The organism is Streptomyces sp. NPDC088706 (genome assembly GCF_044752765.1).
Lineage (GTDB): Bacteria > Actinomycetota > Actinomycetes > Streptomycetales > Streptomycetaceae > Streptomyces.
The window spans coordinates 629,597-655,269 of the sequence record NZ_JBIVLW010000002.1 but is presented as its reverse complement, the minus strand read 5'-3'; the positions used below and the strand labels follow the sequence as shown (position 1 = coordinate 655,269).

26 protein-coding genes and 1 pseudogene are annotated in these 25,673 nt (G+C 71.0%); 19 read left to right on the top strand and 8 right to left on the bottom strand.

Translation table 11 applies throughout. The annotated features are described in order from the left end of the window. Window positions 1–91: 91 nt before the first annotated feature. From ACIQAK_RS08615 to ACIQAK_RS08590, 6 genes are all read left to right on the top strand, one after another. The gene (locus ACIQAK_RS08615; protein ID WP_366387530.1) at window positions 92–484 is read left to right on the top strand and encodes a recombinase family protein; all 393 of its coding nucleotides are present in this window, start codon (window positions 92–94) and stop codon (window positions 482–484) included. Between the two features lie 257 nt (window positions 485–741). Continuing rightward, on the top strand, window positions 742–1,008 hold the full coding sequence (locus ACIQAK_RS08610; RefSeq protein ID WP_164186468.1) for a hypothetical protein: 267 nt from the start codon (window positions 742–744) through the stop codon (window positions 1,006–1,008). Beyond that, entirely contained in the window at window positions 989–1,507 is a 519-nt protein-coding gene (locus ACIQAK_RS08605; RefSeq protein ID WP_366387529.1) for a DUF6879 family protein, read from the top strand. The genes ACIQAK_RS08610 and ACIQAK_RS08605 overlap by 20 nt, the downstream gene beginning before the upstream one ends. A 12-nt stretch (window positions 1,508–1,519) precedes the next feature. Beyond that, the gene (locus ACIQAK_RS08600; RefSeq protein ID WP_366387528.1) at window positions 1,520–2,368 is read left to right on the top strand and encodes a helix-turn-helix transcriptional regulator; all 849 of its coding nucleotides are present in this window, start codon (window positions 1,520–1,522) and stop codon (window positions 2,366–2,368) included. A gap of 621 nt (window positions 2,369–2,989) precedes the next feature. Continuing rightward, on the top strand, window positions 2,990–3,445 hold the full coding sequence (locus ACIQAK_RS08595; protein ID WP_366387527.1) for an NUDIX domain-containing protein: 456 nt from the start codon (window positions 2,990–2,992) through the stop codon (window positions 3,443–3,445). Window positions 3,446–3,504: 59 nt separating this feature from the next. Further along, entirely contained in the window at window positions 3,505–4,431 is a 927-nt protein-coding gene (locus ACIQAK_RS08590) for a hypothetical protein (protein ID WP_366387526.1), read from the top strand. A 73-nt stretch (window positions 4,432–4,504) separates the two neighbouring features. On the opposite strand, the pseudogene ACIQAK_RS08585 reads toward ACIQAK_RS08590, so the two are convergent. After that, a pseudogene (locus tag ACIQAK_RS08585) lies at window positions 4,505–4,642 on the bottom strand (MTH1187 family thiamine-binding protein); the annotation flags it as partial. After that, window positions 4,639–4,989 carry a DUF3817 domain-containing protein gene (locus ACIQAK_RS08580; RefSeq protein ID WP_366387525.1) on the bottom strand — a complete coding sequence of 117 codons (351 nt, stop codon included), beginning with the start codon at window positions 4,987–4,989 and terminating at the stop codon, window positions 4,639–4,641. The pseudogene ACIQAK_RS08585 and the gene ACIQAK_RS08580, both read right to left, overlap by 4 nt. A gap of 222 nt (window positions 4,990–5,211) precedes the next feature. Here ACIQAK_RS08580 and ACIQAK_RS08575 point away from each other — a divergent pair, with 222 nt between their 5' ends. From ACIQAK_RS08575 to ACIQAK_RS08560, 4 genes are all read left to right on the top strand, one after another. After that, the gene (locus tag ACIQAK_RS08575) at window positions 5,212–5,844 is read left to right on the top strand and encodes an AIM24 family protein (RefSeq protein WP_366387817.1); all 633 of its coding nucleotides are present in this window, start codon (window positions 5,212–5,214) and stop codon (window positions 5,842–5,844) included. Continuing rightward, entirely contained in the window at window positions 5,844–6,494 is a 651-nt protein-coding gene (locus ACIQAK_RS08570; RefSeq protein WP_366387524.1) for an AIM24 family protein, read from the top strand. The genes ACIQAK_RS08575 and ACIQAK_RS08570 overlap by 1 nt, the downstream gene beginning before the upstream one ends. Next, complete coding sequence (locus tag ACIQAK_RS08565; RefSeq protein ID WP_366387523.1) at window positions 6,491–7,264, top strand: AIM24 family protein; 774 nt, start codon at window positions 6,491–6,493, stop codon at window positions 7,262–7,264. Before ACIQAK_RS08570 ends, ACIQAK_RS08565 begins: the two co-directional genes overlap by 4 nt. 149 nt (window positions 7,265–7,413) lie before the next feature. Continuing rightward, the gene (locus ACIQAK_RS08560) at window positions 7,414–7,890 is read left to right on the top strand and encodes a MarR family transcriptional regulator (RefSeq protein WP_366387522.1); all 477 of its coding nucleotides are present in this window, start codon (window positions 7,414–7,416) and stop codon (window positions 7,888–7,890) included. A 72-nt stretch (window positions 7,891–7,962) separates the two neighbouring features. Here ACIQAK_RS08560 and ACIQAK_RS08555 read toward each other — a convergent pair whose 3' ends face one another. Together ACIQAK_RS08555 and ACIQAK_RS08550 are read right to left on the bottom strand one after the other, a co-directional pair. Further along, entirely contained in the window at window positions 7,963–9,408 is a 1,446-nt protein-coding gene (locus ACIQAK_RS08555) for a HAMP domain-containing sensor histidine kinase (RefSeq protein WP_366387521.1), read from the bottom strand. Further along, window positions 9,405–10,067, bottom strand: a complete 663-nt coding sequence (locus tag ACIQAK_RS08550) for a response regulator transcription factor (RefSeq protein ID WP_366387520.1) — start codon at window positions 10,065–10,067, stop codon at window positions 9,405–9,407. Before ACIQAK_RS08550 ends, ACIQAK_RS08555 begins: the two co-directional genes overlap by 4 nt. A gap of 119 nt (window positions 10,068–10,186) precedes the next feature. Between ACIQAK_RS08550 and ACIQAK_RS08545 the strand changes: the two genes are divergently transcribed. Then, a complete protein-coding gene (locus tag ACIQAK_RS08545) occupies window positions 10,187–10,900 on the top strand; it encodes a PepSY domain-containing protein (protein ID WP_366387519.1) in 714 nt (237 codons plus the stop codon). 355 nt (window positions 10,901–11,255) lie between these two features. Here ACIQAK_RS08545 and meaB read toward each other — a convergent pair whose 3' ends face one another. Beyond that, window positions 11,256–12,224 (bottom strand): methylmalonyl Co-A mutase-associated GTPase MeaB, encoded by a 969-nt coding sequence (gene meaB / locus ACIQAK_RS08540; protein ID WP_366387518.1) that lies wholly within the window; start codon window positions 12,222–12,224, stop codon window positions 11,256–11,258. Between the two features lie 34 nt (window positions 12,225–12,258). After that, window positions 12,259–13,464, bottom strand: a complete 1,206-nt coding sequence (locus ACIQAK_RS08535; RefSeq protein ID WP_366387517.1) for an acetyl-CoA C-acetyltransferase — start codon at window positions 13,462–13,464, stop codon at window positions 12,259–12,261. Between the two features lie 145 nt (window positions 13,465–13,609). On the opposite strand from ACIQAK_RS08535, the gene mce reads away from it, so the two are divergent. The 7 genes from mce (at window position 13,610) to ACIQAK_RS08500 (ending at window position 23,335) form a co-directional block, all read left to right on the top strand. After that, entirely contained in the window at window positions 13,610–14,062 is a 453-nt protein-coding gene (mce, locus tag ACIQAK_RS08530) for a methylmalonyl-CoA epimerase (RefSeq protein ID WP_366387516.1), read from the top strand. Between the two features lie 180 nt (window positions 14,063–14,242). After that, complete coding sequence (gene scy, locus ACIQAK_RS08525) at window positions 14,243–18,136, top strand: polarized growth protein Scy (protein ID WP_366387515.1); 3,894 nt, start codon at window positions 14,243–14,245, stop codon at window positions 18,134–18,136. A gap of 222 nt (window positions 18,137–18,358) precedes the next feature. After that, on the top strand, window positions 18,359–19,297 hold the full coding sequence (locus ACIQAK_RS08520; RefSeq protein ID WP_018509889.1) for a cellulose-binding protein: 939 nt from the start codon (window positions 18,359–18,361) through the stop codon (window positions 19,295–19,297). 79 nt (window positions 19,298–19,376) lie between these two features. Further along, window positions 19,377–20,399 (top strand): ABC transporter ATP-binding protein, encoded by a 1,023-nt coding sequence (locus tag ACIQAK_RS08515; RefSeq protein WP_366387514.1) that lies wholly within the window; start codon window positions 19,377–19,379, stop codon window positions 20,397–20,399. Between the two features lie 2 nt (window positions 20,400–20,401). Next, entirely contained in the window at window positions 20,402–21,181 is a 780-nt protein-coding gene (locus ACIQAK_RS08510) for an ABC transporter permease subunit (RefSeq protein WP_366387513.1), read from the top strand. 130 nt (window positions 21,182–21,311) lie between these two features. Beyond that, the gene (locus tag ACIQAK_RS08505) at window positions 21,312–22,481 is read left to right on the top strand and encodes an ABC transporter ATP-binding protein (protein WP_366387512.1); all 1,170 of its coding nucleotides are present in this window, start codon (window positions 21,312–21,314) and stop codon (window positions 22,479–22,481) included. After that, complete coding sequence (locus tag ACIQAK_RS08500) at window positions 22,478–23,335, top strand: ABC transporter permease (protein WP_366387511.1); 858 nt, start codon at window positions 22,478–22,480, stop codon at window positions 23,333–23,335. Before ACIQAK_RS08505 ends, ACIQAK_RS08500 begins: the two co-directional genes overlap by 4 nt. A gap of 19 nt (window positions 23,336–23,354) precedes the next feature. Here the strand turns inward: ACIQAK_RS08500 and ACIQAK_RS08495 are convergent, their stop codons facing one another. Beyond that, window positions 23,355–23,684, bottom strand: a complete 330-nt coding sequence (locus tag ACIQAK_RS08495; RefSeq protein ID WP_366387510.1) for an ATP/GTP-binding protein — start codon at window positions 23,682–23,684, stop codon at window positions 23,355–23,357. Window positions 23,685–23,920: 236 nt separating this feature from the next. Here ACIQAK_RS08495 and ACIQAK_RS08490 point away from each other — a divergent pair, with 236 nt between their 5' ends. Continuing rightward, entirely contained in the window at window positions 23,921–24,955 is a 1,035-nt protein-coding gene (locus tag ACIQAK_RS08490; RefSeq protein WP_366387509.1) for an LLM class flavin-dependent oxidoreductase, read from the top strand. Between the two features lie 105 nt (window positions 24,956–25,060). On the opposite strand, the gene ACIQAK_RS08485 is transcribed toward ACIQAK_RS08490, so the two are convergent. Further along, window positions 25,061–25,453, bottom strand: coding sequence for an SCO5389 family protein (locus ACIQAK_RS08485; RefSeq protein ID WP_366387508.1), 393 nt, complete (start codon window positions 25,451–25,453; stop codon window positions 25,061–25,063). Window positions 25,454–25,673 lie beyond the last annotated feature (220 nt).

Here is a 25,673-nt window from a genome sequence, read left to right as displayed (position 1 = left end):
CATGCGAATAGCGATCTACCTGCGCCTTTCCCGAGAGTCTGACGACTCTGCGTCTCTGACGACGCAGCGTGAGGCGGCTCGGCGCTGATTGGTGGCCAACGGGTACAAGCCCGCTGACGCAATCGAGTACCCGGACGCCGGAGTCTCCGGCGCGAAACCGCTTGAGGCCCGAGAACAGATGAGCGCGCTCATGGCGGCGCGCCCTGATCTCGTCATCGCGTGGAAGCTGGACCGGTACGCACGTAGCGTCTCCGAGTTCCTTCGGCTCATCGCGTGGGGCGAGCACTACGGCGTGAAGATCGCCACCACGGACGGCACGATCAACACCCTGACGCCTACCGGCCGGATGGTCGCCGTGGTGCTCGCAGCGCTGGCCGAGTGGGAACGCGAAATGATCAAAGACCGCATCACGGAAGCCACGCCACCCGGTTCGACGGACTACCGCTCCGGCGATCCCGGCTCAAGCTTGCCATGCGCACGCTAGGTGAGACCACGTTTTTCCGTGGCCATAGCCGCTTGAGCAGTGCGGATGCCGAGTGCACCGGTCGAGAAAGTCATGGTTAAGGGGTGGGGAGTGCCCCCGAGGTTCGACTTACGGGGACCGTTGGCGTATGGCAGCCCCGAGGGCGTACGGGTTACGGAGTCGTTCAAGCTGCGCGCCGGATGCCCCCTTGCGCCGGCTCACGCGTAGGGGTGAGGCTCGTGCACACCCGTGCAACCGACTCGGTGCAGGAGAGCCCAATGGCCCTAAAGTTCCTGGGGATTTGGCCGAACACCCCCGACGACGGATCGCCCACGATCTGGCTGGACGACACGACCGGTGACCTGATCATCCAGTCATGGACTGCCGACGACGAGACCGTTCGGCAGGCGCAGGAAGTCGGTTCCGTACCCGGTCACTCGACTGACGTTCCGGATCACGAGAGCATGATCCGTCTGCCCGCCAACATGCTCCAGTTCATCCCCCGCCCGGACAGTGAGGCCAACGGTGGCAACAGCGGTACGTGAAGCACTCGCAAAGGCGCAGCACTCGGCCATGCACCTTGAGATGCGGGACAGCTACATGCGGGACGATCCCGAGTTCGTCCGCTGGCAGGAAGGCCACCGACACGACCCGGCGGACCGCGAGTCCTGGTGGCGCTCGTGGCTGGACGTGGTGGAGGAGACGACTGGCCGGGGCGTCTCCATGCGACGGCTGCGCGTCGTCTCCGAGCCGCTGAGTGACTACGTGCGCTACGAGTACGACGGCACCTTTACGAACGTCGCTGCGGGTGAGGACGTGCGTTGGTTGCCCCGTGCCCGGTCGCACGGGCTGTTGCTCCCCGTGCTGGAGGGTTGGGTGATCGACGCAGAGATCGTGATCCTCCATCACTTCAGCGGTGACGGGCAGTGGACCGGTGAGCGGATGGAAGTCCGTCACGATCCGGCGTTGGCGGCGCAGTACGCGACGGCGTACGAGGCAGCGTGGGAGAGGGCCATTCCCCACGCGGAATACCGGCCTGCCTGACGATCACGCACCATGGCTCTTTCTGCGTCCTCCAGTGCTCAGCAGGCCCGGCAGGCTCTCGCGGATCGTCTCGCGGAACTCTGCCGGGATGCTGGCCTGTCCGGGCTCGACCTTGCCGAGCGTTGCGGGTGGAGCCGTTCCAAGTCGTCCCGGATCATGAACGCCCGTACTCCTCCGTCCGTTGAAGACATCCGGGCATGGTGCCGGGCGTGCGGTGCCGAGGAGCAGACCGAAGACCTCACGGCCATGCTGCGGACGGCGGAAGGGATGTGGGTCGGCTGGCGGCGCATGGAGCGGGCCGGGCTCAAGCAGGCACAGGAAGCACGGTTGCCGCTGTACGAGCGCACCCGCCGCTTTCGGTCGTACTCGTCCTGGCTCGTACCGGGCATGATCCAGACGCAGCCGTACACGACGGCCGCACTCCAGGCAATCCAGAAACGGCGCGGCCTGGTGGACGACGTGGCGGGCGCGGTGGCTGCGCGGATGGAACGTCAGCGCGTGTTGTACGAGGGTGACCGACGGTTCGCGTTCCTCGTGGAGGAGTCGGTGTTGCGGGCCGGGATCGGCGGCGCTGAGGTCATGACCGGTCAGCTCGGGCACCTGATCGCGGTTGCCTCACTTCCCAACGTCAGCTTGGGAGTTGTCCCTATGAAGCCGGATCGGGAGCGCTGGCCGGCTGAAGCGTTCTGGATCTATGACGCCGCGCAAGTCAACGTGGAGTTGGTATCCGGCTACCTCACGATCACGCAGCCGAGCGAGGTAGGCATGTACGCCGAAACGTTCGCAGAACTGGCAGCACTGGCCGTCTACGGGTCGAACGCTCGCGCGTTGATCACGGCAACCATGGACGCCTTGGGATAGCGGGCGTGCAACCTCGTGCACAGCGCTGTGTGTTGGGGATCTCGGCTCCCTAGCTTGGTCGTCATCGATCCACGCGAGGGGACGACGATGACCAGGACGCAGACGACAGCAGAGAGCCCCGTAGACCTCCCGGTGAGGCTGGACCCCGCCCCCAAGGCCGTGCCGGGGTGCGCCCGCCTCATAGACAGCCCCGGAAGCCCGTACGCGGACTCTCCGGCCGGTTGGTGGGACCAGTACGGCGGCGCGTTTGATCGGCGCTCGGGCGTCGTCTACCTGCCGGGGCCGACTCATCCCCCGTCGCCGTTCCATGACGACGACTGCCCCAACTGCTTGCCGTACGCGGAGAGCCCGTGAGACACGTACACCGGTTCGGCTGGTCCGTGTTCGTCTGCACGGTCGCCGCGTCGAGTACGGCGATTCTCACGCTGGCCGCTACCGGCCGCCTCTGACTCCCGTCCCTCTCGGTGCCGCCAAGGCTCCCCCCGTGCCAAGGCACAGGCCCCAGGGGGACGGGTTGGGTTCCAACCCTCATCACCGAAGTGCGGGCGTGACTCGCACCTCACGCCATAGGTTGAACCGGCACCGCAAGCGTCTATCGTTTGCCCGATCGAAAGGGTGCGTATGAAGCGAATCATTGCCCGAGTGTGGAAACTCATTCGCGGCCCTCTGCAATGGCGCGTCCTGTGGTTCGCTCACGCCAAATTTATGATCGGCGTAACGGGCGTGGTGCGGAACGAGGCGGGAGAGATCCTGCTTTTGAAGCATCGAATGTGGCCCGCTGATCGACCGTGGGGACTTCCCACCGGATACGCGGTAAAAAGCGAGGAATTCCCGAAAACCATTGTGCGAGAGGTTCGGGAAGAAACCGGCCTTGACGTGGTTCCGGGGCGGCTGGTTCAGGTGACCAGCGGCTACAAGCTCCGCGTGGAGATTGCCTACGAGGCCCTCTGCGTGGGTGGAACTCTCAAGCTCGACAGCTTCGAGATTCTGGAGGCGAAATGGTTCAGCCCGGACGCGCTCCCGGAGGGGATGCAGGAGAGTCACATTCAGCTCATCAAGGCGGGCACGCCGACCTAGCGGCACTCGCCCCGAACGAATCCGTCAGTGACGCTAAGGCAATAGCGGCGCTGGCGGCGATGCGTGCCGACACATCGTCGCTCACGGGCAAGCACCCGGCCCACGTCTTCCGGCCCCTGTCGGAAATGCTCAGCCGGTGGGCGGCCGACGGCATCGACACCACGCTGTTCCATGCGGGCGTCGAGAACGCGAAGCGCCGATACGCCGGGTATGGGCTGGCCGCAATGCTGCCCCTTGACCGCGTGTTGGTCGGCTCCGACTCCTCGCGCGCTGGTGCCTTCGGCGGGTTCCATCACCCGGACCAGGGATACAGGCACCTTCAAATGGTGGCCGTCATCACGATGTACGGGCCGTTGGAACGCCGGAATCCCGAGCGTCCCGTGCTGGCCCTGCTCGATCTGCTGCGGGCGTACTCCCATGACTGCCTTCACTACGGATCGCGGCGGCGGTACGTGGACGTTGCGGGCGTACCGGTACGGACTCAGTACGGGATCAACTACCGCCGCGCAACGGGACAGTCGTACTCGGCTATCGATCAGCGAGGAACCCCGCACACGCGGAATCTCGGAATCGTCATGGAAGGCGCGTGCGACAGGGAGGCACGTTCCATCACCCGGCAGACGGCCGGGCGGTTCGGCATCAAGGAACCCTCAGACACTCTCGGCGCTCTCGCGTTCCGGGACGTGACGGGAACGCTGGCCGACGAGGACACCGCGCGCGCGGTGGAGATACCGGAGAGCGAAGAACAAACGCGATACGCGGCGGCTCTCAGTGGCTACGAGAGGGGCGTTAACCGGCGGTACTCGCATTTCCTCGGGGAGTTCGCTCCCGGGGAAGAGGACGAGTGCCACACGCGCCTACTCGCTGCCATCATCAGCGGCGACGTGACGGCGCTGGGAACGTGGCTGGATGAACGGCACGGCCCCGGAACTTTCGCGGGACTGTTCCGCACTCCGGGCTACTTCGAGCCTGGCTTGACTGCCTGAGCGACCCCACGGCCCCGCCCAAGCCCCCTATGGGTGCGAGGACAGGGCTCCCATGTACTCAGGGGTACACTCGTTCGCCCTCGATGGAGGTGAACATGGCGTCCGTGCGGTTGGGCAGCCCGGACTCGCGGACGACGCGGACCGCGTCGGCGACGTAACTGCCGACGTCCTCACCGACGCCGAGCGGGGAGACCGAGAACGCGACGATCATGCGCTGACCGTGCCCTCGCGGCGGGCACGGGCGGCGATGACGCCGTCGGCCTCGTACCCCTTGAGGAGCTTGTCGCCGTAGAGTCCGCCGAAGGGGATCAGCGACAGGACGAAGAAGAGGGCGACGCGCTTGAGCGGCCACTTGGCCCTCATCCAGACATCGAGCAGGAACACGGCGTAGATCACGAAGAGCACGCCGTGGATCATGCCGAGCGGCATCATCAGGAAGTCGATGTCCGAGACCCGGCTGAGGACCGAGCCGAAGAGGATCAGGGCCGGGAAGGACAGCGCCTCGGGAATCGAGATGAGGCGCAGCCGGTGCAGGGCGGAAGCGGTCTTGATGTCCACAGGGGCACCTTCGGTGGGAGGGTCGTGTGGGCTTGTGAACGCGGGCACAAGCCGCACCCATTGTGGCATCGCTCCGGTGCGCCTCCGGCGCCGGGGCCCGGCCGGACCGCGGGCGGGCGTATCGCCGCATATCAGGGCCGGCCCGGGTGCGCATCAGGGGCATAACGGTTCGCCCGGACCTGGCCGAGCCACGGGGCGGGCGGCTACCTTCATCGCGTGGCGATGTTCCGACTCCAAGGCAGCAAGACGCTCGCCGTCGATCTGACGGGCGATGCCGTCAAGGCGAAGAACGGCTCGATGGTCGCGTACGACGGCCGGATGAGCTTCAAGAAGGTGTCCGGCGGCGGTGAGGGGCTCCGCGGGATGGTGACCCGCCGGCTGACCGGCGAACAGATGACGGTGATGGAGGTCTCCGGGCAGGGCACCTGCTACTTCGCCGACCGGGCGAGCGAGATCAACCTGGTCGCGCTGCACGGCGACAAGCTGTACGTGGAGGCGAGCAATCTGCTGGCCACCGACGCCGGGCTGCGTACGGGGACGACGTTCACCGGGCTGCGGGGCGGGGCCACCGGCAACGGCCTGTTCACCACCACGGTGGAGGGCACCGGGCAGGCGGCGATCACGTCGGACGGGACGGCGGTGCTGCTGCGGGTGACCCCGCAGTATCCGCTGATGGTCGACCCCGGCGCGTACATCGCCCATCAGGGCCATCTCCAGCAGCACTTCCAGGCCGGGGTGAACTTCCGGACGCTGATGGGCGAGGGCTCGGGCGAGGCGTTCCAGATCCGCTTCGAGGGCGACGGCCTGGTCTACGTGCAGCCGAGCGAGCGCAACACCGTCGGGGGCGATGTCTGATGCCGTTCCGGGAGATCAACTCCAAGATGGTCGAGGCCACGGTGGCCCCGGGCCAGAAGCTGTTCAGCCAGCGCGGCGCGATGCTCGCCTACCGGGGCGAGGTGTCCTTCACCCCGAACATCCAGGGCGGTCAGGGCGGCCTCGCCTCGATGATCGGCCGCCGGGTGGCGGGGGAGGCCACAGCGCTGATGACGGTCGAGGGGTCGGGCACGGTGATGTTCGGCCACGGCGGCCACCACATCCAGGTGATCAACCTGGCCGGCGACACCCTGTACGTGGAGGCCGACCGCCTCCTCGCCTTCGACGGGTCCCTCCAGCAGGGCACGATGTTCATGGGCTCGCAGGGCGGGGTGATGGGCATGGTGCGCGGCCAGGTGACCGGCCAGGGCCTGTTCACCACCACGCTCAAGGGGCACGGCGCGGTCGCGGTGATGGCGCACGGCGGGGTGATCGAGCTGCCGATCACGCCGGGCCGGGACGTCCATGTCGACCCGCAGGCGTACGTCGCCCACCACGGGGAGGTCCGCAACAAGCTCTCCACCGCGCTCGGCTGGCGGGACATGGTGGGGCGCGGCTCCGGCGAGGCGTTCCAGCTGGAGCTGAGCGGGAGCGGCGCGGTGTACGTCCAGGCCTCGGAGGAGAAGCTGTGAGCACGCCCGTGATCTTCGATCCGATGACGCTGCCGTCGGACGACAACGTCAACGCCTACACCTTCTGCGTGGAGCTCAAGGGGAGCCGGTGGTTCCTGCAGAAGGGCAAGATGATCGCCTACTACGGGCAGATCAACTTCGACGGCATCGGGCACGGCCGGTTCGAACGGCTGGTGCGCTCCAGCTTCCACTCGCCGCTGCACGCGAGCGACTGGGTGGTGGCCGAGGGCAGCGGGAAGATGCTGCTCGCTGACCGGGCCTTCGATGTGAACTCCTTCGACCTGGAGGAGGGGAACCTGACGATCCGCTCGGGGAACCTGCTGGCGTACGAGCCGTCGCTGGCGCTGAAGCAGTCGATCGTGCCGGGGTTCGTGACGCTGATCGGTACCGGGAAGTTCGTGGCCGCGTCGAACGGGCCGGTGGTCTTCATGGAGCCGCCGCTGCGGGTCGACCCGCAGGCGCTGGTGGGCTGGGCCGACTGCCCCTCGCCGTGCCACCACTACGACCACGGGTACATGACGGGCGTGATGGGCGGAATCCGGTCGCTGACGGGGGTCGGCGGGTCGTCGGGCGAGGAGCATCAGTTCGAGTTCGTCGGTGCGGGCACGGTGCTGCTCCAGTCCAGCGAGGCGCTGATGGCGGAGCAGGCGACGGGTGCGGTACCGAACGAACCGGGCGTTCCGGGCGGCGGTGGGTTCGCGCCGGGCGGCGGGTCCACACCGCGCATGCCCGGCCAGCTGGGGGACCTCCAGCGGCGCTTCGGCTTGTGAGCGGTAGGCTGCGGAGTGTGACGTCGAACGTCTGCGCCCAGCTGTCGGTCCTTGCCGGCGGCCCCTTCGGCACTCCGGCGGACCCGGGGTGCCCGCCGTCACGCCCCTTAATTTCGTCCGGCTTTCAACATCTTAGGTAGAATCGATATATGGAGACCGAGACGGCCACCCGCTGGCTGAGCGACACGGAGCAGTGCGCCTGGCGCACCCACCTGGACGTCAGCAGACTGCTGACGCACCAGCTGGAGAAGGACCTCCAGCCGTTCGGCCTGACCATGAACGACTACGAGATCCTGGTGAACCTCTCCGAGTCGGACGAACAGCGGATGCGGATGAGCGACCTCGCCGCCGCCACCCTGCAGTCCAAGAGCCGGCTCTCGCACCAGATCACCCGGATGGAGACGGCCGGCCTGGTCCGCCGTATCCACTGCGAGTCGGACCGGCGGGGGCTCTTCGCGGTCCTCACCGAGCTGGGCGCGGAGACCATGCGCAAGGTCGCCCCGCACCATGTGGAATCGGTGCGCAACCACTTCATGGACCTGCTCTCCCCGGAGGCGCTCACGGAGCTGCACGCGGCGCTGACGCCGATCGCGGAGCATCTGCGAGGGCGGCGCGGAAAACCGTAGGGGTTACGTCTCCGAAGGGCACCGGGCCCTCCCGGCGCCCCTCGGAGACATCACGGGCCCTCCCGGTGCCCCTCACGTCGCGCGCGGCAGCCACAGCCGGAACGCCGCGCCACCTTCCGGGGCGGGGTGGACCGTGAGCGTCCCGCCGTGGCGCGTGGCCACGTCCCGGGCGATGGCGAGGCCGAGACCCGCGCCGCCGTCGTCGCGGCTGCGGGCGTCGTCCAGCCGGACGAACCGCTCGAAGATCCGCTCCCGCTCGCCCTCCGCAACACCCGCCCCGTCGTCGCGGACCTCCACCCGCACCCCGCCGGCGTCCGCCGCCACGGAGACGGCGACCAGGCCCTCGGCGTGCCGCTGGGCGTTGTCCAGCAGGTTGCCGACCACCCGGACCAGCTGCCCGCGCGACCCGGTCACCTCGTACGCCGCGCCCTCGGCCACCTCCACGGTCACCGCGATCCGGTCCCCGGCCCGCTGGGACACCTCCTCGCGGACCAGCGCCCCCACCTCCAGCCGCGCGGCTCCGGGCCTCTCCCCCGCGTCCAGCCGGGCGAGCAGCAGCAGGTCGGCCGCCAGCACCTGGAGGCGTACGGTGTCGGCGACCGCGCCCGGGAGGTCGAGCAGCTCCGGATGGGCCTCGGCGACCTCCAACTGGGTGCGGAGCGAGGCGATCGGGGAACGCAGCTCGTGCGAGGCGTCCGCGACGAACCGCCGCTGCCGGTCCACGGACGCCTCCAGGACGCTGAGCGTCTCGTTGGTCGTCCGGGCGAGGCGGGCGATCTCGTCGCGCGAGTCGGGCTCCGGCACCCGGCGGGCCAGGTCCTCGGACGCGGTGATCGCGGCCATCTCGCGGCGGATGCCCTCCACGGGCCGCAGCGCGCGCCGGGTCACCAGCCAGGTCACCCCGGCGACGACGGCCAGCAGGATCGGCAGCCCGGTCAGCATGGCCCCGCGTACGGTGTCGACCGCCTCCTGCTCGGCGGCGCGCGGGGCGCCCGCGTGGACGGTCAGGGTGGTTCCGGCGGAGGTGGTCGCCTCGACGGCGGCGAACCGGTAGTCGGCCCGCTTCCCGTCCACGGTGGCGGTGCCGTCGGAGAAGTCCGGGTCGTCGGTGGAGACCTCGCCCCGGCCGGGCCGACCGCTGTCGGCGCCCCCGTCATCGTCGTCATCGTCGTCGCCGGGTGACGGGGTGGCGCCGGCCGAGGCGGAGGGTACGGGGCTGACGCCCGGCGAACCGGTCCCGGAGATGGCCCGCAGCCCCTGGGACACGAACACCACCCGCCCCTCCTCGTCCGTCACCTGGACCGGCTGGTCGTCCTCGCCGTCCAGGTCCAGATCGGCGAAGGGGGTGTCCAGGGCGAGCTCTCCGGCCACCTCCCGGGCCGCCACCTCCGCCTGGAGGTCCGCCTGGTCGATCAGGTTGGCCCGCAGGACGTGGAGCACGGCCAGCCCGGCGGCGACCAGGGCGACGGCGACCACCAGGGTGGCGCCGATGGCGGCCCTGGCCCGTACGGACCTCATCGCGCCTCCAGCCGGTAGCCGGCGCCGCGCACCGTACGGATGGAGGAGGCGCCCAACTTGCGGCGCAGGGTGGAGATGTAGACCTCGACGATGTTGGGGTCGCCGTCGTAGGCGAAGTCCCAGACGTGCTCCAGGATCTCCGCCTTGCTCACCACCTGCCCAGCGCGCAGGGCGAGTTGCTCCAGCACCGCGAACTCCTTCGCGGTGAGGGTGACTTCGTCCTCACCCCGGTGGACACGGCGGGCGGCGGTGTCGATGCGCAGCGCGCCGACGGTCAGCACGGGCGCCGCGGTCCCGGCCCCTCGGCGGCGCAGCAGGGCGCGGACCCGGGCGACGAGGACGACGTAGCTGAAGGGCTTGGTCAGGTAGTCGTCGGCGCCGGTGTCCAGCCCCTCGGCCTCGTCGTACTCGCCGTCCTTGGCGGTGAGCATGAGGATCGGCACCTCGTGCCCGGCGGCACGCAGGGCCCCGCAGACCCGGTAGCCGTTCATGCCGGGCAGCATGATGTCGAGGATCACCAGGTCGTAGCCGCCCTCGCTCGCCCGGTGCAGCCCCTCCGCCCCGTCGTGCACGACATCCACGGCGAAGCCCTCGGCGGTGAGTCCCCGGGCCAGGGACACCGCGAGGCGCTTCTCGTCCTCCACGATCAACAGGCGCATGCGCACAGCCTCGCAAACTCCACCTGAAGACGCCTTCAGGTGACTTCAGGCTGCGTTCAGCAACAGGTCGGCAGTGTGGAACCCGTCGAACAGCACAGCAGCTCTCGGGGAGGAACCTCATGAAGCGCAACATCACCATCGCGGCGATCACCGCGGCCGTTCTCATCGGCGGCACGGGCGCCGCCACCGTCGCCTTCGCGGACGACGACAACGACGGCCGGTCCGGCACGTCGAGCCGGCAGCAGCCGGCGGGCACCGACCGCTCCGACGACCGCGACGACGACCGCTCGGACGACCGTTCCGACGTCGCCGAGAACACCCGTATCACCCTGGACCAGGCCGTGGCAGCGGCGCTGAAGAGCGCCCCCGGCACGGTCACCGAGGCCGGGCTGGACGACGACGATGACGACGCCAAGGCCCGTACGGTCTGGGAGCTCGACGTGTACGGCTCCGACAAGGCCTGGCACGACGTGACGGTGGACGCCACCAGCGGCAAGGTCCTCAGGACCCGCGACGACGGCAACGACGACCGCGACCGCAACGCGCCCCGCTCCTCCACCGTCACCCTGGACCAGGCGGCACAAGCGGCCCTGAAGAGCGCGCCGGGCACCGTCACGTCGATCGACCTGGACGACGATGACGACGAGAGCGGCAGCAAGGGCAGCGTCCTGCGCTGGGGCGTCGACATCGCCGGCAAGGACGGCAAGCAGCACGAACTGAACGTCGACGCGAAGACCGGCAAGGTCACCGTGGACCAGCACGACGACGACCGGGACGACGGCGCGGACGACCGCGACGACCGGGACGACGACCGCGACGGCGACGACGGCTGACCGCCCGCCGCGCGACATCTCCGAGCAGGAACGGCCCCGTATCGCAGCTGCGATACGGGGCCGTTCCTCGCTGTTTCCCGGTCCGTTCCGGAGTGTTCACGGACGGCGTCCCGCACCCGGAAACGTGTTCAAGCCAATCCGGACGACGCACGCAACCCGAACGCGCTCTCCGGTCGGCGCCCGTCGGCCCACGCGGCGGGCCCTGCCGGAGTTCGCGCCGGCAGGGCCCGCACCGGGAGTCTCCGTACGAGGTACCCGAGGCGTACGGGAGGAAGTCGCCCAGAGGTGCGTGGCAGCCGCCCGCCGGGCCGAGCGGGCAGTCGGCGAAGGGCGTACGGCGATCGAGCCGAAGCCCTCACCCCTCCCCCGTCAACCCCGCCACCAGCTCATCGGCCGCCGCGTACGGGTCCAGATCCCCCGCCACGATGCGTTCCGCCAGGGCGCGGAGCCGGCGGTCGCCGCGCAGGTCGGCGATCTTCTCCCGGAGGGCGGTGACCGCGATCGTCTCGACCTCGTGGGACGCGCGGGCCGCGCGGCGCTCGGCCAGGACGCCGTGCTCCTCCATCCAGGCGCGGTGCTTCTCCAGGGCCTCCACGACCTCGTCGGTGCCCTCGCCCCGGGCGGCGACCGTCTTCACGATCGGGGGGCGCCAGTCGCCGGGGCCGCGGGACTGGCCGAGGCCCAGCATGTGGTTCAGCTCGCGGGCGGTGGCGTCGGCGCCGTCGCGGTCGGCCTTGTTGACCACGTAGACATCGCCGATCTCCAGGATTCCGGCCTTGGCCGCCTGGATGCCGTCGCCCATGCCCGGCGCGAGCAGGACGACGGACGTGTCGGCCTGGGAGGCGATCTCCACCTCGGACTGGCCGACGCCGACCGTCTCGACGAGGACCACGTCGCAGCCCGCCGCGTCCAGCACCCGGATCGCCTGCGGAGCCGACCAGGCGAGGCCGCCCAGGTGGCCCCGGGTGGCCATGGAGCGGATGTAGACGCCGGGGTCGGAGGCGTGGTCCGACATCCGGACCCGGTCGCCGAGCAGCGCCCCGCCGGAGAACGGCGAGGACGGGTCGACGGCCAGGACGCCGACCCGCTTGCCCGCCCGGCGGTAGGCGGAGACCAGAGCCGAGGTGGAGGTGGACTTGCCGACGCCCGGCGAGCCGGTCAGCCCGACGACGTAGGCGTGGCCGGCCAGCGGGGCCAGCGCGGCCATCACCTCGCGCAGCTGCGGGGACGCCCCCTCCACCAGCGAGATGAGCCGGGCCACCGCACGCGGCCTGCCTGCTCGCGCCTGCTCGACCAGCGTGGGGACGTCCACGTCCACGTTCACCGCTCCGTTCGCCTTGCCTCGTATCCGTACGGTGTTACTTGCCCGGCACGCGGATGATCAACGCGTCGCCCTGGCCGCCGCCGCCGCACAGCGCCGCCGCTCCGGTGCCGCCGCCGCGCCGCTTCAGCTCCAGGGCCAGGTGCAGGACGACCCGGGCGCCGGACATGCCGATCGGGTGGCCGAGCGCGATGGCGCCACCGTTGACGTTGACCTTGTCCGAGCTGACGCCGAGGTCCTTCATGGACTGGACGGCGACGGCGGCGAACGCCTCGTTGATCTCGATCAGGTCGAGGTCCTCGACGCCCAGACCGTCCTTCTTCAGGGCGTGGCGGATGGCGCCCGAGGGCTGCGACTGGAGGGAGTTGTCCGGGCCCGCGACGTTCCCGTGGGCGCCGATCTCGGCGATCCACTCCAGGCCCAGCTCCCGCGCCCTGGCCTTGCTCATGACGACGACCGCCGCGGCGCCGTCGGAGATCTGCGAGGAGGTGCCGGCGGTGATCGTGCCGTCCTTGGTGAAGGCGGGGCGCAGCTTGCCGAGGGACTCCACGGTCGTCTCGGCGCGGATGCCCTCGTCCTTGGCGAAGACGACCGGCTCGCCCTTGCGCTGCGGGATCTCCACCGGGGTGATCTCGGCCTCGAAGATCCCGTTCTTCTGCGCGGCGGCGGCCCGCTGGTGGGAGAGGGCGCCGATCTCGTCCTGGGCGGTGCGGTCGAGGCCCAGGCGGCTGTTGTGCTTCTCGGTGGACTCGCCCATGGGGATGTTCTCGTACGCGTCGGTGAGACCGTCGTACGCCATCGAGTCCAGCATCTCGATCGCGCCGTACTTGTAGCCCTCACGGGACTTGGGCAGCAGGTGCGGGGCGTTGGTCATGGACTCCTGGCCGCCCGCGACCACGACGTCGAACTCCCCGGCGCGGATGAGCTGGTCGGCCAGGGCGATGGCGTCGAGCCCGGAGAGGCACACCTTGTTGATGGTGAGCGCGGGCACGTTCATCGGGATGCCGGCCTTGACGGCGGCCTGGCGGGCGGGGATCTGGCCCGCGCCGGCCTGGAGCACCTGGCCCATGATCACGTACTGGACCTGGTCGCCGCCGATGCCGGCCCGGTCCAGGGCCGCCTTGATCGCGAAGCCGCCGAGGTCGGCCGCGGAGAAGCTCTTGAGCGAGCCGAGGAGACGGCCCATGGGCGTCCGGGCGCCCGCGACGATCACTGAGGTGGTGGTACCGGTCGTTGCTGGCATGGGCTCGGCCCCTTGGGATCGGATGTGAACGAGGGTTTACCTGAATGTACTGAGCGGTACCGCGCCCGTCATCCGGCAGCCGGTGTGACGGCGCGCACGTTGCGTAACCGTGGCGGGAGCGGTGGCGCGGAGCCATGCTGACTCCATGCTGACGCGTATCGATCACATCGGAATCGCCTGTTTCGACCTGGACAAGACGGTGGAGTTCTACCGTGCCACGTACGGATTCGAGGTGTTCCACAGCGAGATCAACGAGGAGCAGGGCGTCCGGGAGGCCATGCTCAAGATCAACGAGACCTCGGACGGCGGGGCCTCCTACCTCCAGCTCCTGGAGCCGACCCGCGAGGACTCGGCCGTGGGCAAGTGGCTGGCGAAGAACGGGGAGGGCGTCCACCACATCGCCTTCGGTACGGCCGATGTCGACGGGGACGCCGCGGACATCCGCGAGAAGGGCGTCCGGGTGCTGTACGACGAGCCCAGGACGGGTTCGATGGGGTCCCGGATCACGTTCCTGCACCCCAAGGACTGCCACGGCGTCCTCACCGAACTGGTCACGAGCAGCCCGGAGCACCGACCCGGCGGATACCAGGCCCGGTAGAGTGGGCGGTTCCGGGCCGGGGCCGGGTCGGGGCCGCACCGCGTCCCCGTCGTTTGTCTGTCACCATTCCCCGGGGGACCGCTCGCCGGCGAGCGGTACTCGTGTACGGAGTTGCGACCAGGGTTGGGGTCTCCCCTGCTCGAACTACGTTGAGAGCTCGGGGAAGGATGGGACCGCGCAGTGCGGGGCTACGAAAGCCAGCAGAGCCACCGAGCTGAAGACGACCATCTCTCGCGGTTCGAAGCCGAGATGGACCGGCTGAGGACCGACCGGGAGAAGGCCGTCCAGCACGCCGAGGACCTCGGCTACCAGGTCGAGGTCTTGCGCGCCAAGCTGCACGAGGCCCGGCGCACTCTGGCCACCCGTCCCGCCTACGACAGCGCGGACATGGGCTACCAGGCCGAACAGATGCTGCGGAACGCGCAGATCCAGGCCGAGCAGCTGCGCAGCGACGCCGAGCGCGAGCTGCGCGAGGCACGCGCCCGGACGCAGCGCATACTCCAGGAGCACGCCGAGCACCAGGCGCGCCTCCAGGCGGAGTTGCACAACGAGGCCGTCCAGCGCAGGCAGCAGCTCGACCAGGAGCTGGCCGAGCGTCGGCAGACCGTCGAGTCGCACGTCAACGAGAACGTCGCCTGGGCCGAACAGCTGCGGGCCCGCACCGAGTCGCAGGCCCGCCGGCTGCTGGACGAGTCGCGCGCCGAGGCCGAACAGGCCCTGGCCGCCGCGCGGGCCGAGACCGCCCGGCTGGCCGAGGAGACCCGTCGGCGCGCCGGCTCGGAGGCCGAGACGGCCCGGGCCGAGGCCGAGGCGATCCTGCTGCGCGCCCGCAAGGACGCCGAGCGCATGCTGGGCGCCGCCTCGGCGCAGGCCCAGGAGGCGACCAGCCACGCGGAGCAGCTGCGCTCCAGCACCACCGCCGAGACCGCGCAGACCCGCCAGCAGACGGCCGAACTGAACCGGGCCGCCGAGCAGCGGATCCAGGAGGCGGAGACCCGGCTGCGGGAGTCCCGCCTGGAGGCCGAGAAGGTCCTCGCGGAGGCGAAGGACGCCGCCGCCAGGAAGCTGGCCGCCTCCGAGTCCCAGAACGAGCAGCGCACCCGTACGGCCAAGTCGGAGATCGCCCGGCTGGTCGGCGAGGCCACCAAGAGTGCCGAGGCGCTCAAGGAGGAGGCCGAGCAGGCCCTCGTCGACGCCCGCGCCGAGGCCGGTCGGCTGGTCGCCGAGGCGGCCGAGAAGGCCCGTACGGCCGCTGCCGAGGACGCCGCGGCCCAGCTCGCCAAGGCCGCCCGCAGCGCCGAGGAGGTGCTGACCAAGGCATCCGAGGACGCGCGGTCGACGACGAAGGCCGCGAGCGAGGAGGCCGAGCGGATCCGCCGCGAGGCGGAGGCCGAGGCGGACCGGCTGCGCGGCGAGGCCGCCGAGCAGGCCGACGAGCTCAAGGGCGCCGCCAAGGACGACACCAAGGAGTACCGGGCCAAGACGGTCGAGCTCCAGGAGGAGGCGCGCCGGCTCCGCGGCGAGGCCGAGCAGCTGCGCGCCGAGGCGGTCGCCGAGGGCGAGCGCATCCGGGGCGAGGCCCGCCGCGAGGCGGTCCAGCAGCTGGAGGAGGGCGCCCGTACCGCCGAGGAGCTGCTGACCAAGGCGCGCTCCGACGCGGACGAGCTGCGCACCAAGGCGAGCGGCGAGAGCGAGCGCGTCCGCGCCGAGGCCGCCGAGCGCGCGGCCATCCTGCGCAAGCAGGCCGAGGAGACGCTGGAGCGCACCCGCGCCGAGGCGGAGAAGCTGCGGGCCGAGGCCGAGGAGCAGGCGACGGCCACCACGGCCGAGGCGGAGCGGGGAGCGGCCGGGCTGCGCGAGGAGACCGAGCGCGCGGTCGCCGCCCGGCAGACCGAGGCCGCCGCCGAGCTGAACCGGCTGCGCACCGAGGCCGAGACCCGGCTCGCCGCCGCCGAAGAGGCGCTGGGCGAGGCGCGTACGGAGGCGGAGCGCATCCGCCGCGAGACGAACGAAGAGGCGGAGCGGCAGCGCGCCGAGGCCGCCGAGCGCGTCCGTACGCTGACCGAACAGGCCGGGGCGGAGGCGGAGCGGCTGCGCGACGAGGCCGCGGCGGACGCCTCGCAGTCCCGTGCCGAGGGCGAGAACGTCGCCGTACGGCTGCGCACCGATGCGGCCACCGAGGCCGAGCGGCTCAGGACCGAGGCCAAGGAGAGCGCCGACCGGGTGCGGGCCGAGGCGGCGGCCGCCGCCGAGCGGGTCGCCACCGAGGCGGCCGAGGCGCTGGAGGCCGCCCAGGAGGAGGCGTCCCGCCGCCGCCGGGAGGCCGAGGAGATCCTCGGCGCGGCCCGTACCGAGGCCGGCCAGGAGCGCGAGCGGGCCCGCGAGCAGAGCGAGGAGCTGCTGGCCTCCGCCCGCAAGCGGGTGGAGGAGGCGCAGGCCGAGGCGCAGCGGCTGGTCGAGGAGGCGGACGCCCGGGCGAATGAGCTGGTCTCGGCGGCCGAGCAGACCGCCCAGCAGGTCCGGGACTCCGTCGCCGGTCTCCAGGAGCAGGCCGAGGAGGAGATCGCCGGGCTGCGCTCGACCGCGGAGCATGTCGCGGAGCGCACCCGCACCGAGGCGCAGGAGGAGGCGGACCGGGTCCGCTCCGACGCCCACGCCGAGCGGGACCGCGCCTCCGAGGACGCGAGCCGCCTGCGGCAGGAGGCCACCGAGGAGGCGGCCCGGCTCCGCCGGGAGGCCCACGAGGAGACCGAGGCCGCGAAGGCGCTGGCCGAGCGGACGGTCTCCGACGCGATCACCGAGTCCGAGCGGCTGCGCGCGGACACCTCGGAGTACAGCCAGCGGGTACGTACGGAGGCGTCCGACGCCCTCACCTCGGCGGAGCAGGACGCGTCGAAGGCCCGGGCCGAGGCCCGGCAGGACGCCAACCGGATCCGTTCGGAGGCGGCGGCCCAGTCGGACCGGCTCATGGCCGAGTCGACGACCGAGAGCGAGCGCGTCCGCGCCGAGGCCGCCCAGGCGTCCGAGCAGCTCGTCGTCGAGGCCACCGCGGAGGCCGGCCGGCGCCGCAAGGAGGCCACCGAGCAGGCCGACCGGCTGCTGGCCGAGGCGGGCGAGGAGGCGGAGCGGCTGCGGGGCGAGGCGGCCGAGCGGCTCAGCTCCGCGCAGGAGCACGCCGCCCGCACCCACGAGGAGGCCGAACGGCTGCGCGCCGAGGCGGAGTCGGCGGCCGAGGAGCTGCGCGCCGAGGCCCGCGGCGAGGCGGACCGGATGCTGGACGAGGCGCGCGAGGCGGCGGCCAAACGCCGGGCGGACGCGGCCGAGCAGGCGGACCAGCTCATCAACAAGGCGCGCGAAGAGGCGCTGCGTACGGCCACCGAGGCGGAGGGGCAGGCCGACACGATGGTCGGCGCGGCCCGCAAGGAGGCTCAGCGGATCACCTCGGACGCGACCGTCGAGGGCAACACCCTGGTGGAGCGGGCCCGTACGGACGCCGACGAGCTGCTGGTCGGCGCCCGACGCGACGCGACGGCGATCCGGGAGCGGGCCGAGGAGCTGCGGGCCCGGCTGGAGAGCGAGATCGAGGAGCTCCACGAGCGGGCCCGCCGGGAGACGTCCGAGCAGATGAAGACCGCGGGCGAGCGGGTCGACCACCTGATGAAGGCGGCGACCGACCAGCGCGCCGAGGCCGAGGCGAAGGCCAAGGATCTGCTGGCGGAGGCCAATTCGGAGGCGAGCAAGGTCCGGATCGCCGCGGTGAAGCGGGCCGAGTCACTGCTGAAGGAGGCCGAGACCAAGAAGGCCGGGCTGATCCGCGAGGCGGAGAAGCTGCGGGCCGACGCGGCGGCCGAGGCGGAGAAGACGGTCGCCGAGGGCAAGCGCGAGCTGGATGTCCTGGTGCGCAGGCGCAAGGACATCAATACCGAGATCTCCCGTGTCCAGGACGTGCTGGAGGCGTTGGAGTCTTTCGAGGCTCCCGGCGGGGGCGGGAAACCGGCCGGCGGACCGGCCGGGGGTGCCAAGGCACCCGCGACGGCGGGCACCCGATCGGGGGGCAAGTCGTCGGAGAGATAGCAGGTCTACGGGGGACCGGGCGGACGACGGGGGAGAGAGCAGGCGTTCGGGGCGCGTGCTTCGTCATGGACATTCAACCCTTCGAGTGGCAAGCACTCCGGGGGTCAGCCACTCAAAAGGGGTGTCATTCTCCAGATCAAACCAGTATCTACACGCTGACACGCCGCTATGGCCCCTAGGATTCCCCTATCACCTCAACCGGTCTCATTCGACAGGAACCCCATGAGTGACCCTTCCTCCCCCTTCGGCTTCGAGCTCGTGCGACGTGGTTACGACCGCGGTCAGGTGGACGACCGCATCACCAAGCTCGTCGCCGACCGCGATAGTGCCCTGGCCCGCATCACGTCTCTGGAAAAGCGCATCGAGGAGCTCCACCTCGAAACGCAGAACGCCCAGGCCCAGGTGAACGACGCCGAGCCGTCGTACGCCGGGCTCGGTGCGCGCGTCGAGAAGATTCTCCGCCTCGCCGAGGAGGAGGCCAAGGACCTGCGTGAGGAGGCCCGCCGGGCCGCCGAGCAGCACCGCGAGCTGGCCGAGTCGGCCGCCCAGCAGGTGCGCAACGACGCGGAGTCCTTCGCGGCCGAGCGCAAGTCGAAGGCCGAGGACGAGGGCGTCCGCATCGTCGAGAAGGCGCAGGGCGAGGCGAACACGCTGCGCTCCGACGCCCAGAAGGACGCCCAGCAGAAGCGCGAGGAGGCGGACGCCCTCTTCGAGGAGACCCGCGCCAAGGCCGCGCAGGCAGCCGCCGACTTCGAGACGAACCTCGCCAAGCGCCGCGAGCAGTCGGAGCGCGACCTGGCCTCCCGCCAGGCCAAGGCCGAGAAGCGCCTCGCCGAGATCGAGCACCGCGCCGAGCAGCTCCGCCTGGAGGCCGAGAAGCTCCGTACGGACGCCGAGCGCCGGGCCCGTCAGACGGTGGAGACCGCGCAGCGCCAGGCCGAGGACATCGTGGCCGACGCCAACGCCAAGGCCGACCGGATCCGCAGCGAGTCCGAGCGCGAGCTGGCGGCGCTCACCAACCGCCGCGACTCGATCAACGCGCAGCTGACCAACGTCCGCGAGATGCTGGCGACGCTGACCGGTGCCGCGGTGGCCGCCGCCGGCTCCCCGGTGGACGACGAGCCCGCCCAGCGCGGTGTTCCGGCCCAGCAGACCCGCTGAACCCCGGAGCGGTTCCTTCCGCGCGCCCGGTTCCGCCTTTGTGGTGGCGCCGGGCGCGCGGCCGTTCTAGCGTGTCCGCATGATCGAGCTCGAGGGACTGACCAAGCGATTCGGCAGCAAGGTTGCCGTCGACCATTTGACGTGCCAGGTCAGACCGGGCATGGTGACCGGTTTCCTGGGCCCCAACGGGGCGGGCAAGTCCACCACCATGCGCATGATGCTCGATCTGGACAACCCGACCAGCGGTACGGTGCGCATCGACGGCAAGCACTACCACGAACTGCGGGAACCCCTGAAGTACATCGGGGCGTTGCTCGACGCCAAGTCGATGCACGGCGGCCGCAGCGCGTACAACAACCTGCTCTGCCTGGCGCAGAGCAACCGCATCCCGCGCAGCCGGGTCGACGAGGTGCTCGACACCGTCGGTCTGAGCGCGGTGGCGAAGAAGAAGTCCAAGGGCTTCTCGCTCGGCATGGGCCAGCGCCTCGGCATCGCGTCGGCCCTGCTGGGCGATCCCGAGATCCTGATGTTCGACGAACCGGTCAACGGACTGGACCCCGAGGGCATCCACTGGATCCGCAACCTGATGAAGGCGCTCGCCGCCGAGGGCCGGACCATCTTCGTCTCCTCGCACCTGATGAGCGAAATGGCTCTGACCGCCGACCATTTGATCGTGATCGGCCAGGGCAGGCTGCTCGCCGACACCTCGATGGCCGACTTCATCCATGAGAACTCCCGCAGCTACGTCCGGCTGCGCTCGCCGCAGCAGGAGCGGCTGCGGGACGTGCTGCACCAGGAGGGCTTCACCGCCGTCGAGGCGGACCGCGGCTCCCTGGAGATCGACGGCGCCTCCACCGAGGAGCTCGGCGAACTGGCGGCGCGTCACCAGGTGGTGCTGCACGAGCTGAGCTCCCAGCGGGCCTCCCTGGAGGAGGCGTTCATGCAGATGACCGCCGGTTCCGTGGAGTACCACGCCCACTCCGGACCGGGCGGCGCCGAACCTCCGCCGACGGTGGGGGCGGGCTGGGGCGAGAGCTGGAACCAGCCGGGTGGCCCGGTCTCCCCCGGAACCGCCGAAGGCACCGAGAAGAAGGGGGCCTGACGATGGCTTCGGTACCCGCTGTCCTGAACTCGGAGTGGACCAAGATCCGTACGGTCTCCTCCACCACCTGGACGCTCATCAGCGCGTTCGCCGTCACGGTCGCCTTGGGTGCGGCTCTGAGCGCCCTGCTGAACGCCACCTTCGACGACCTCTCCGAGGCCGAGCAGGCCACCTTCGACCCGACGTTCGTCAGCTTCTCCGGGATGGTCCTGGGCCAGCTCGCCATGGTCGTGTTCGGGGTGCTCGTGGTCGGTACGGAGTACAGCTCCGGCATGATCCGCACGTCGCTGGCGGCCGTGCCGCAGCGCGGGACGCTCCTCTTCAGCAAGATCGCGGTGGCCGGGGCGCTGGCGCTCGTCGTCGGCCTGCTCACCAGCTTCGTGTCGTTCTTCCTCGGGCAGGCCCTGCTGGGCGACCGTGGCACCGACCTCGGCGCGGACAACGTGCTGCGCGCGGTGGTCGGCGGCGGCCTCTACATGGGGCTGATCGCGATCTTCTCCATGGGCGTCGCGGCGATGCTGCGCAGCTCCATGCTGTCGCTGGGCATCCTGATGCCGTTCTTCTTCCTGGTCTCGCAGATCCTGAGCGCGGTGCCGTACGCCAAGGACGTCGCCCGGTACTTCCCCGACCAGGCCGGGTCGAAGATCATGCAGGTCGTTCCGGAGGCGATGGGCAGCGACCCGTCGCCGTACGGACCCTGGGCCGGTCTGGCGATCATGGTCGCCTGGGTGGTGGCGGCGGTGCTCGGCGGCTACCTGGTCCTGCGGAAGCGGGACGCGTAGCGGCCCGCTCGCAGGCTGTGCGGAACTTGGCCGGAACCGTCGGCGCCTGGTTATCCTCCTAACTCTTACGGGGGTGTGCGGCCAGGTGGGCCGAGCCCCGAACGACAGAGTGAGTCGATGGGGCTGGAGCATGATCGAGGCAGTCGGCCTGACCAAGCGCTACGGCGCGAAGACGGCCGTGGACGACCTTTCCTTCCAGGTGCGGCCGGGGGCCGTCACCGGCTTCCTCGGTCCCAACGGGTCGGGCAAGTCCACGACCATGCGGATGATCCTCGGCCTGGACCGGCCGACGGCGGGCCGGGTGACGATCGGCGGGCACCCCTACCGGAGCCTGCCGAACGCGCCGCGCCAGGTGGGCGCGCTGCTGGACGCCAAGGCCGTGCACGGCGGGCGGACGGCCCGCACCCACCTGCTGTCGCTGGCCCAGCTGGCCGGCATCCCGGCCCGGCGGGTGGATGAGGTGCTGGGTGTCGTCGGGCTCCAGGACGTCGCCAAGCGGCGCTCCAGCGGCTTCTCGCTCGGCATGGGGCAGCGGCTCGGGATCGCGGCGGCGCTGCTCGGCGACCCGCAGGTGCTGCTCTTCGACGAGCCGGTCAACGGTCTCGACCCCGAGGGCATCCACTGGGTCCGCAACCTGATGAAGACGCTCGCGGCGGAGGGGCGCACGGTCTTCGTCTCCAGCCATCTGATGAGCGAGATGGCCCTCACCGCCGACCACCTGATCGTGATCGGCCGGGGCCGGCTCCTCTCCGACATGAGCGTCACCGACTTCATCTCGGCGAACTCCGCCGACTTCGCCCGGGTCCGGGTCCCTTCGAGCAGCCCCGAGGAGCGGGAGAAGCTGACGTCCTCGCTCATCGAGGCGGGCGGCAGCGTGCTGTCCGAGCCGGACGGCGCCCTGCGCGTCACCGGCCTCCCGCTGCCGAGGATCAGCGACCTGGCCCACGGGGCCGATGTACGGCTCTGGGAGCTGTCGCCACACCGGGCCTCGTTGGAGGAGGCGTACATGCGGATGACGCAGGGCGTCGTGGACTACCGCTCGACGGACGACGCCAGGGCGGGGCTCCAGGAACCCCCGCAGGCGGCGTACGGGGACACCCAGGGCGGTTACGGAGCCGCGCCCGGCCACGGGCAGCAGCCCCGGCCGGTCCACGCCGCGCAGCAGAGCTGGTACGCCCCGCCGCCGCCCGGCCAGAACCCGTACGCGACCCCCGGCCCGGCCGCCGCGCCGCTCCCGGTCGCTGCCGCCCCCTCCCCCGCCGCACCGGCCGGGGAGCAGACCAGCGAGGACTCCCGATGACGACGCCGGCCGCCCCGCAGGCCCACGAGCAGCCGCAGCCGTACGTGCCGGGCGGCCTGCCGGGGTACTACGAGTCGCCCATCCCGATCCGCCAGGCCACGCTCGGCGACGCGGTCGCGTCGGAGTGGACGAAGATCCGCTCCGTCCGCTCCACGATGTGGACCCTGGGCGTCATGATCGTGCTGATGGTCGCGATCGGGCTGACGTCCGCGCTGCTGGTCGCCGCCGCCGACACCGACCTGGCCGGCCAGCCGGTCGTGTCCCTCGGCTTCTTCGGGGTGCTGCTGGGCTCGATCTGTGTGATCACCCTCGGCGTGCTGACCATCGGCTCCGAGTACAGCACCGGCATGATCCGTACGACGCTGACCGCCTGCCCGAGCCGGGCCAGGGTGCTGACGGCGAAGGCGATCGTCTTCTTCCTGCTCGCCTTCGTCATCACCACGGTGACGGCCATGGCCGTCGCGGCGTTCCAGACGGCGATCGTGGGCGGTGGCGTCGACTCCGGCTCGGTGTGGCTGCGCGCCACCGTGGGGGTCGGTCTCTACATCGCGGCCCTCGGCCTGGTGTCGCTGGCGGTCGGCGCGATCATCCGGCACTCCGCCGGCGCCATCACGGTCATGATCGCCGTGGTGCTGCTGCCGCTGGTCCTCGCGCTGTTCATGTTCTCCGACAGCCTGCGCGGTCTCCAGCGCGTCCTGTTCGAGTACTCGATCCCCAACCAGCTCGGCGCGCTGTACGGCTCGGTGGTCACCGAGACCGGCCCGTCCGGCTGGGAGCCCCTGCTGCTGATGCTGGGCATCGCGGCCGTGGCCATGGGCGGGGCCTACCTCGCGCTGGACCGGCGCGACGTCTGAACCGCCGGCCGCCCGCCGCTCAGTAACGCGGCGCGTTCCTGGACCGCTGCACCCGGGTGGTGCGGCGGTCCTTCGCGTTCCAGCAGGCCTTGTGCCAGTGCCTGCGGTCCTCGATGCCGCCGAACTCGGGCCAGGCGACGAGGTGCGGGACGCCGGAGGGGATCTCCTGGTCGCAGCCGGGGCAGCGGTACCGCTTGCCCTGGGCGCTCGCGCCGCTCACCGGGCGCATCGACCACTCCTCGCCCTGCCAGCTCTCGGTCGCCCCTCCCCCGCCGTACCGCCCCAGCGCCGTACCGGGGTGCTCGTCGGGACTCTCGCCGCCACGGGGGCGGTTGCGGCGCGGGGACACAGGACACCTCACGGGGGCGGCTCGGGCACGGTTCGTTCCAAGCCTAGAGGCTGGCGACGGGGGCAGGTGCCGGGTGGGGCGGGGCGGCACGATCCGTACGAGATCCGACACGATCGGGCACGGGAGTGAGTTAGCGGAAAATCGCAACAACTTCGCCCCGGACCGTGCCTTTGGCACGTGTCAGACGTTGTTGCCGGTGGGGGAGACACGCGTCGGCCGCGAGGAGGCAACACGCGATGCGCATCGGAACGTTCGTTCTGGCAGCTCAGTTCCCGGGCCAGGGGCCGGGCGAGGCCCTGCACCGGGCCGTCCGGTCCGCCGAGGCGGCGGAGGAGTCCGGGCTCGATTCGGTGTGGCTGGCCGAGCACCACTTCGTGCCGTACGGGGTCTGCCCGTCCGCCACCACGCTGGCCGCGCTGCTGCTCGGCCGGACCCGGCGGATCCGGGTCGGCACCGCCGTCAGCGTGCTGCCCAACCACCACCCGGTGGCCCTCGGCGAGCAGGCCGCGCTGCTCCATCTGACCAGCGGCGGACGGTTCTCGCTCGGGGTGGGCCGGGGTGGACCGTGGGTGGACCTGGAGGTCTTCGGCGGCGGTCTCGACGCGTACGAGAACGGTTTCCCCGAGGCGCTGGAGCTGCTGCTCGACTGGCTGCGGGAGCCGCGGGTCGCCGGGCGCGGGGCGCGGTTCGGCTTCCGCGAGGTGGCGGTGGTGCCGCGCGCGGACGAGCTGCTGGACGACGGCTCGGCCGGGGGCCCCGAGGTGATCGTGGCGTGCACCTCGCCGAAGACCGTGCGGCTGGCGGCGGGCCGGGCGCTGCCGATGCTGCTGGGCATGCACTGCGGGGACGAGGAGAAGGCGGAGATGGTCGCCCTGTGGCGTACGACGGCCCGGGAGGCCGGCCATCCGCCGGAGGTGGTCGAGGGGGCCGCACATGTGTCCGCGGGGGTGGCCCAGATCGCGGACGGGCCCGGTGACGCCACGGAGACGCTGGTGAAGACGATGCCCGGCTGGCTGCGTCAGGGTCTGGACGCCCATGTCACGGTCGACGACCGGCAGCGCGTGATGCGGGACCCCGTCGCGTACACGGAGCTGCTGTGCGGACTGCACCCGGTGGGCCCGCCGCGGCTGGCCGCCGACCGGCTCGCGGCCACGGCCGAGCGGACCGGCATCACCCGCTTCGCGCTCCTGGTGGAGGGGTCGGGCGACCTCGCGGCGACCGAGGAGAACGTGCGGCGGCTGGGCGCCGATGTGCTGCCGCTGCTCACCTGACCTGCGGCAGTGCATGCGAAACGACCTCGCGTGGTGCGGTGGTGCGGGAGCTGCCGCCCCGGAGCCAGTTGCACCTCCCGCGGCCCGAAGCGGCAGCAGAAGCGTTCAGCAGTCCCGGAGTTCGGGCGACTGGTTGAGCAACTGGCCCCTCACCGAGGTGAACTTGGCCAGTCGGTCGTCGACCGAGGCGTCCAGCGGGAACACCGCGACGCGGTGGCAGTTCTGGAAGGCGATACGCACTCCGAAGTGCCGCTGGAGCGCGCCGCGTATCGCATCACTCGCGAGCGCACGCAGCAGCTGACCACGTGCCTGCTCGTCCGGCGGCGGCGTCCGGTTGTCGGCGAACTGGCCGCCGTCGACCTTCAGCTGAGCCACCAGAGAGCTGATCATCTCCCACGCGAAAGGCAGGGAGGTCCGGACGCAGTCGACGAAGTCGGCTTCGTCGACCTCGCCTCGCTCGGCCTGTTCCAACAGCGCCGGTGAGACGTCGAGCGACATGGGTTCTCCTCTCGCGGCCCCGGACGGTGACCGAGGCCTTACGGGCAGGGAAGAAGGGCGACGACGCAGCGTGCACGGGCGGCGACCTCCTGCATCCACGTTAAGTGTGCGGGAGGAGCCGCACCAGGAGATTGGGAACACAACCGGCCACGATCGAAGGGGCGCAAAGAGGGGCAAGCCCGTTCGGCCGCTCAGGCCCGGGGTACGAGTGACAGGGGTC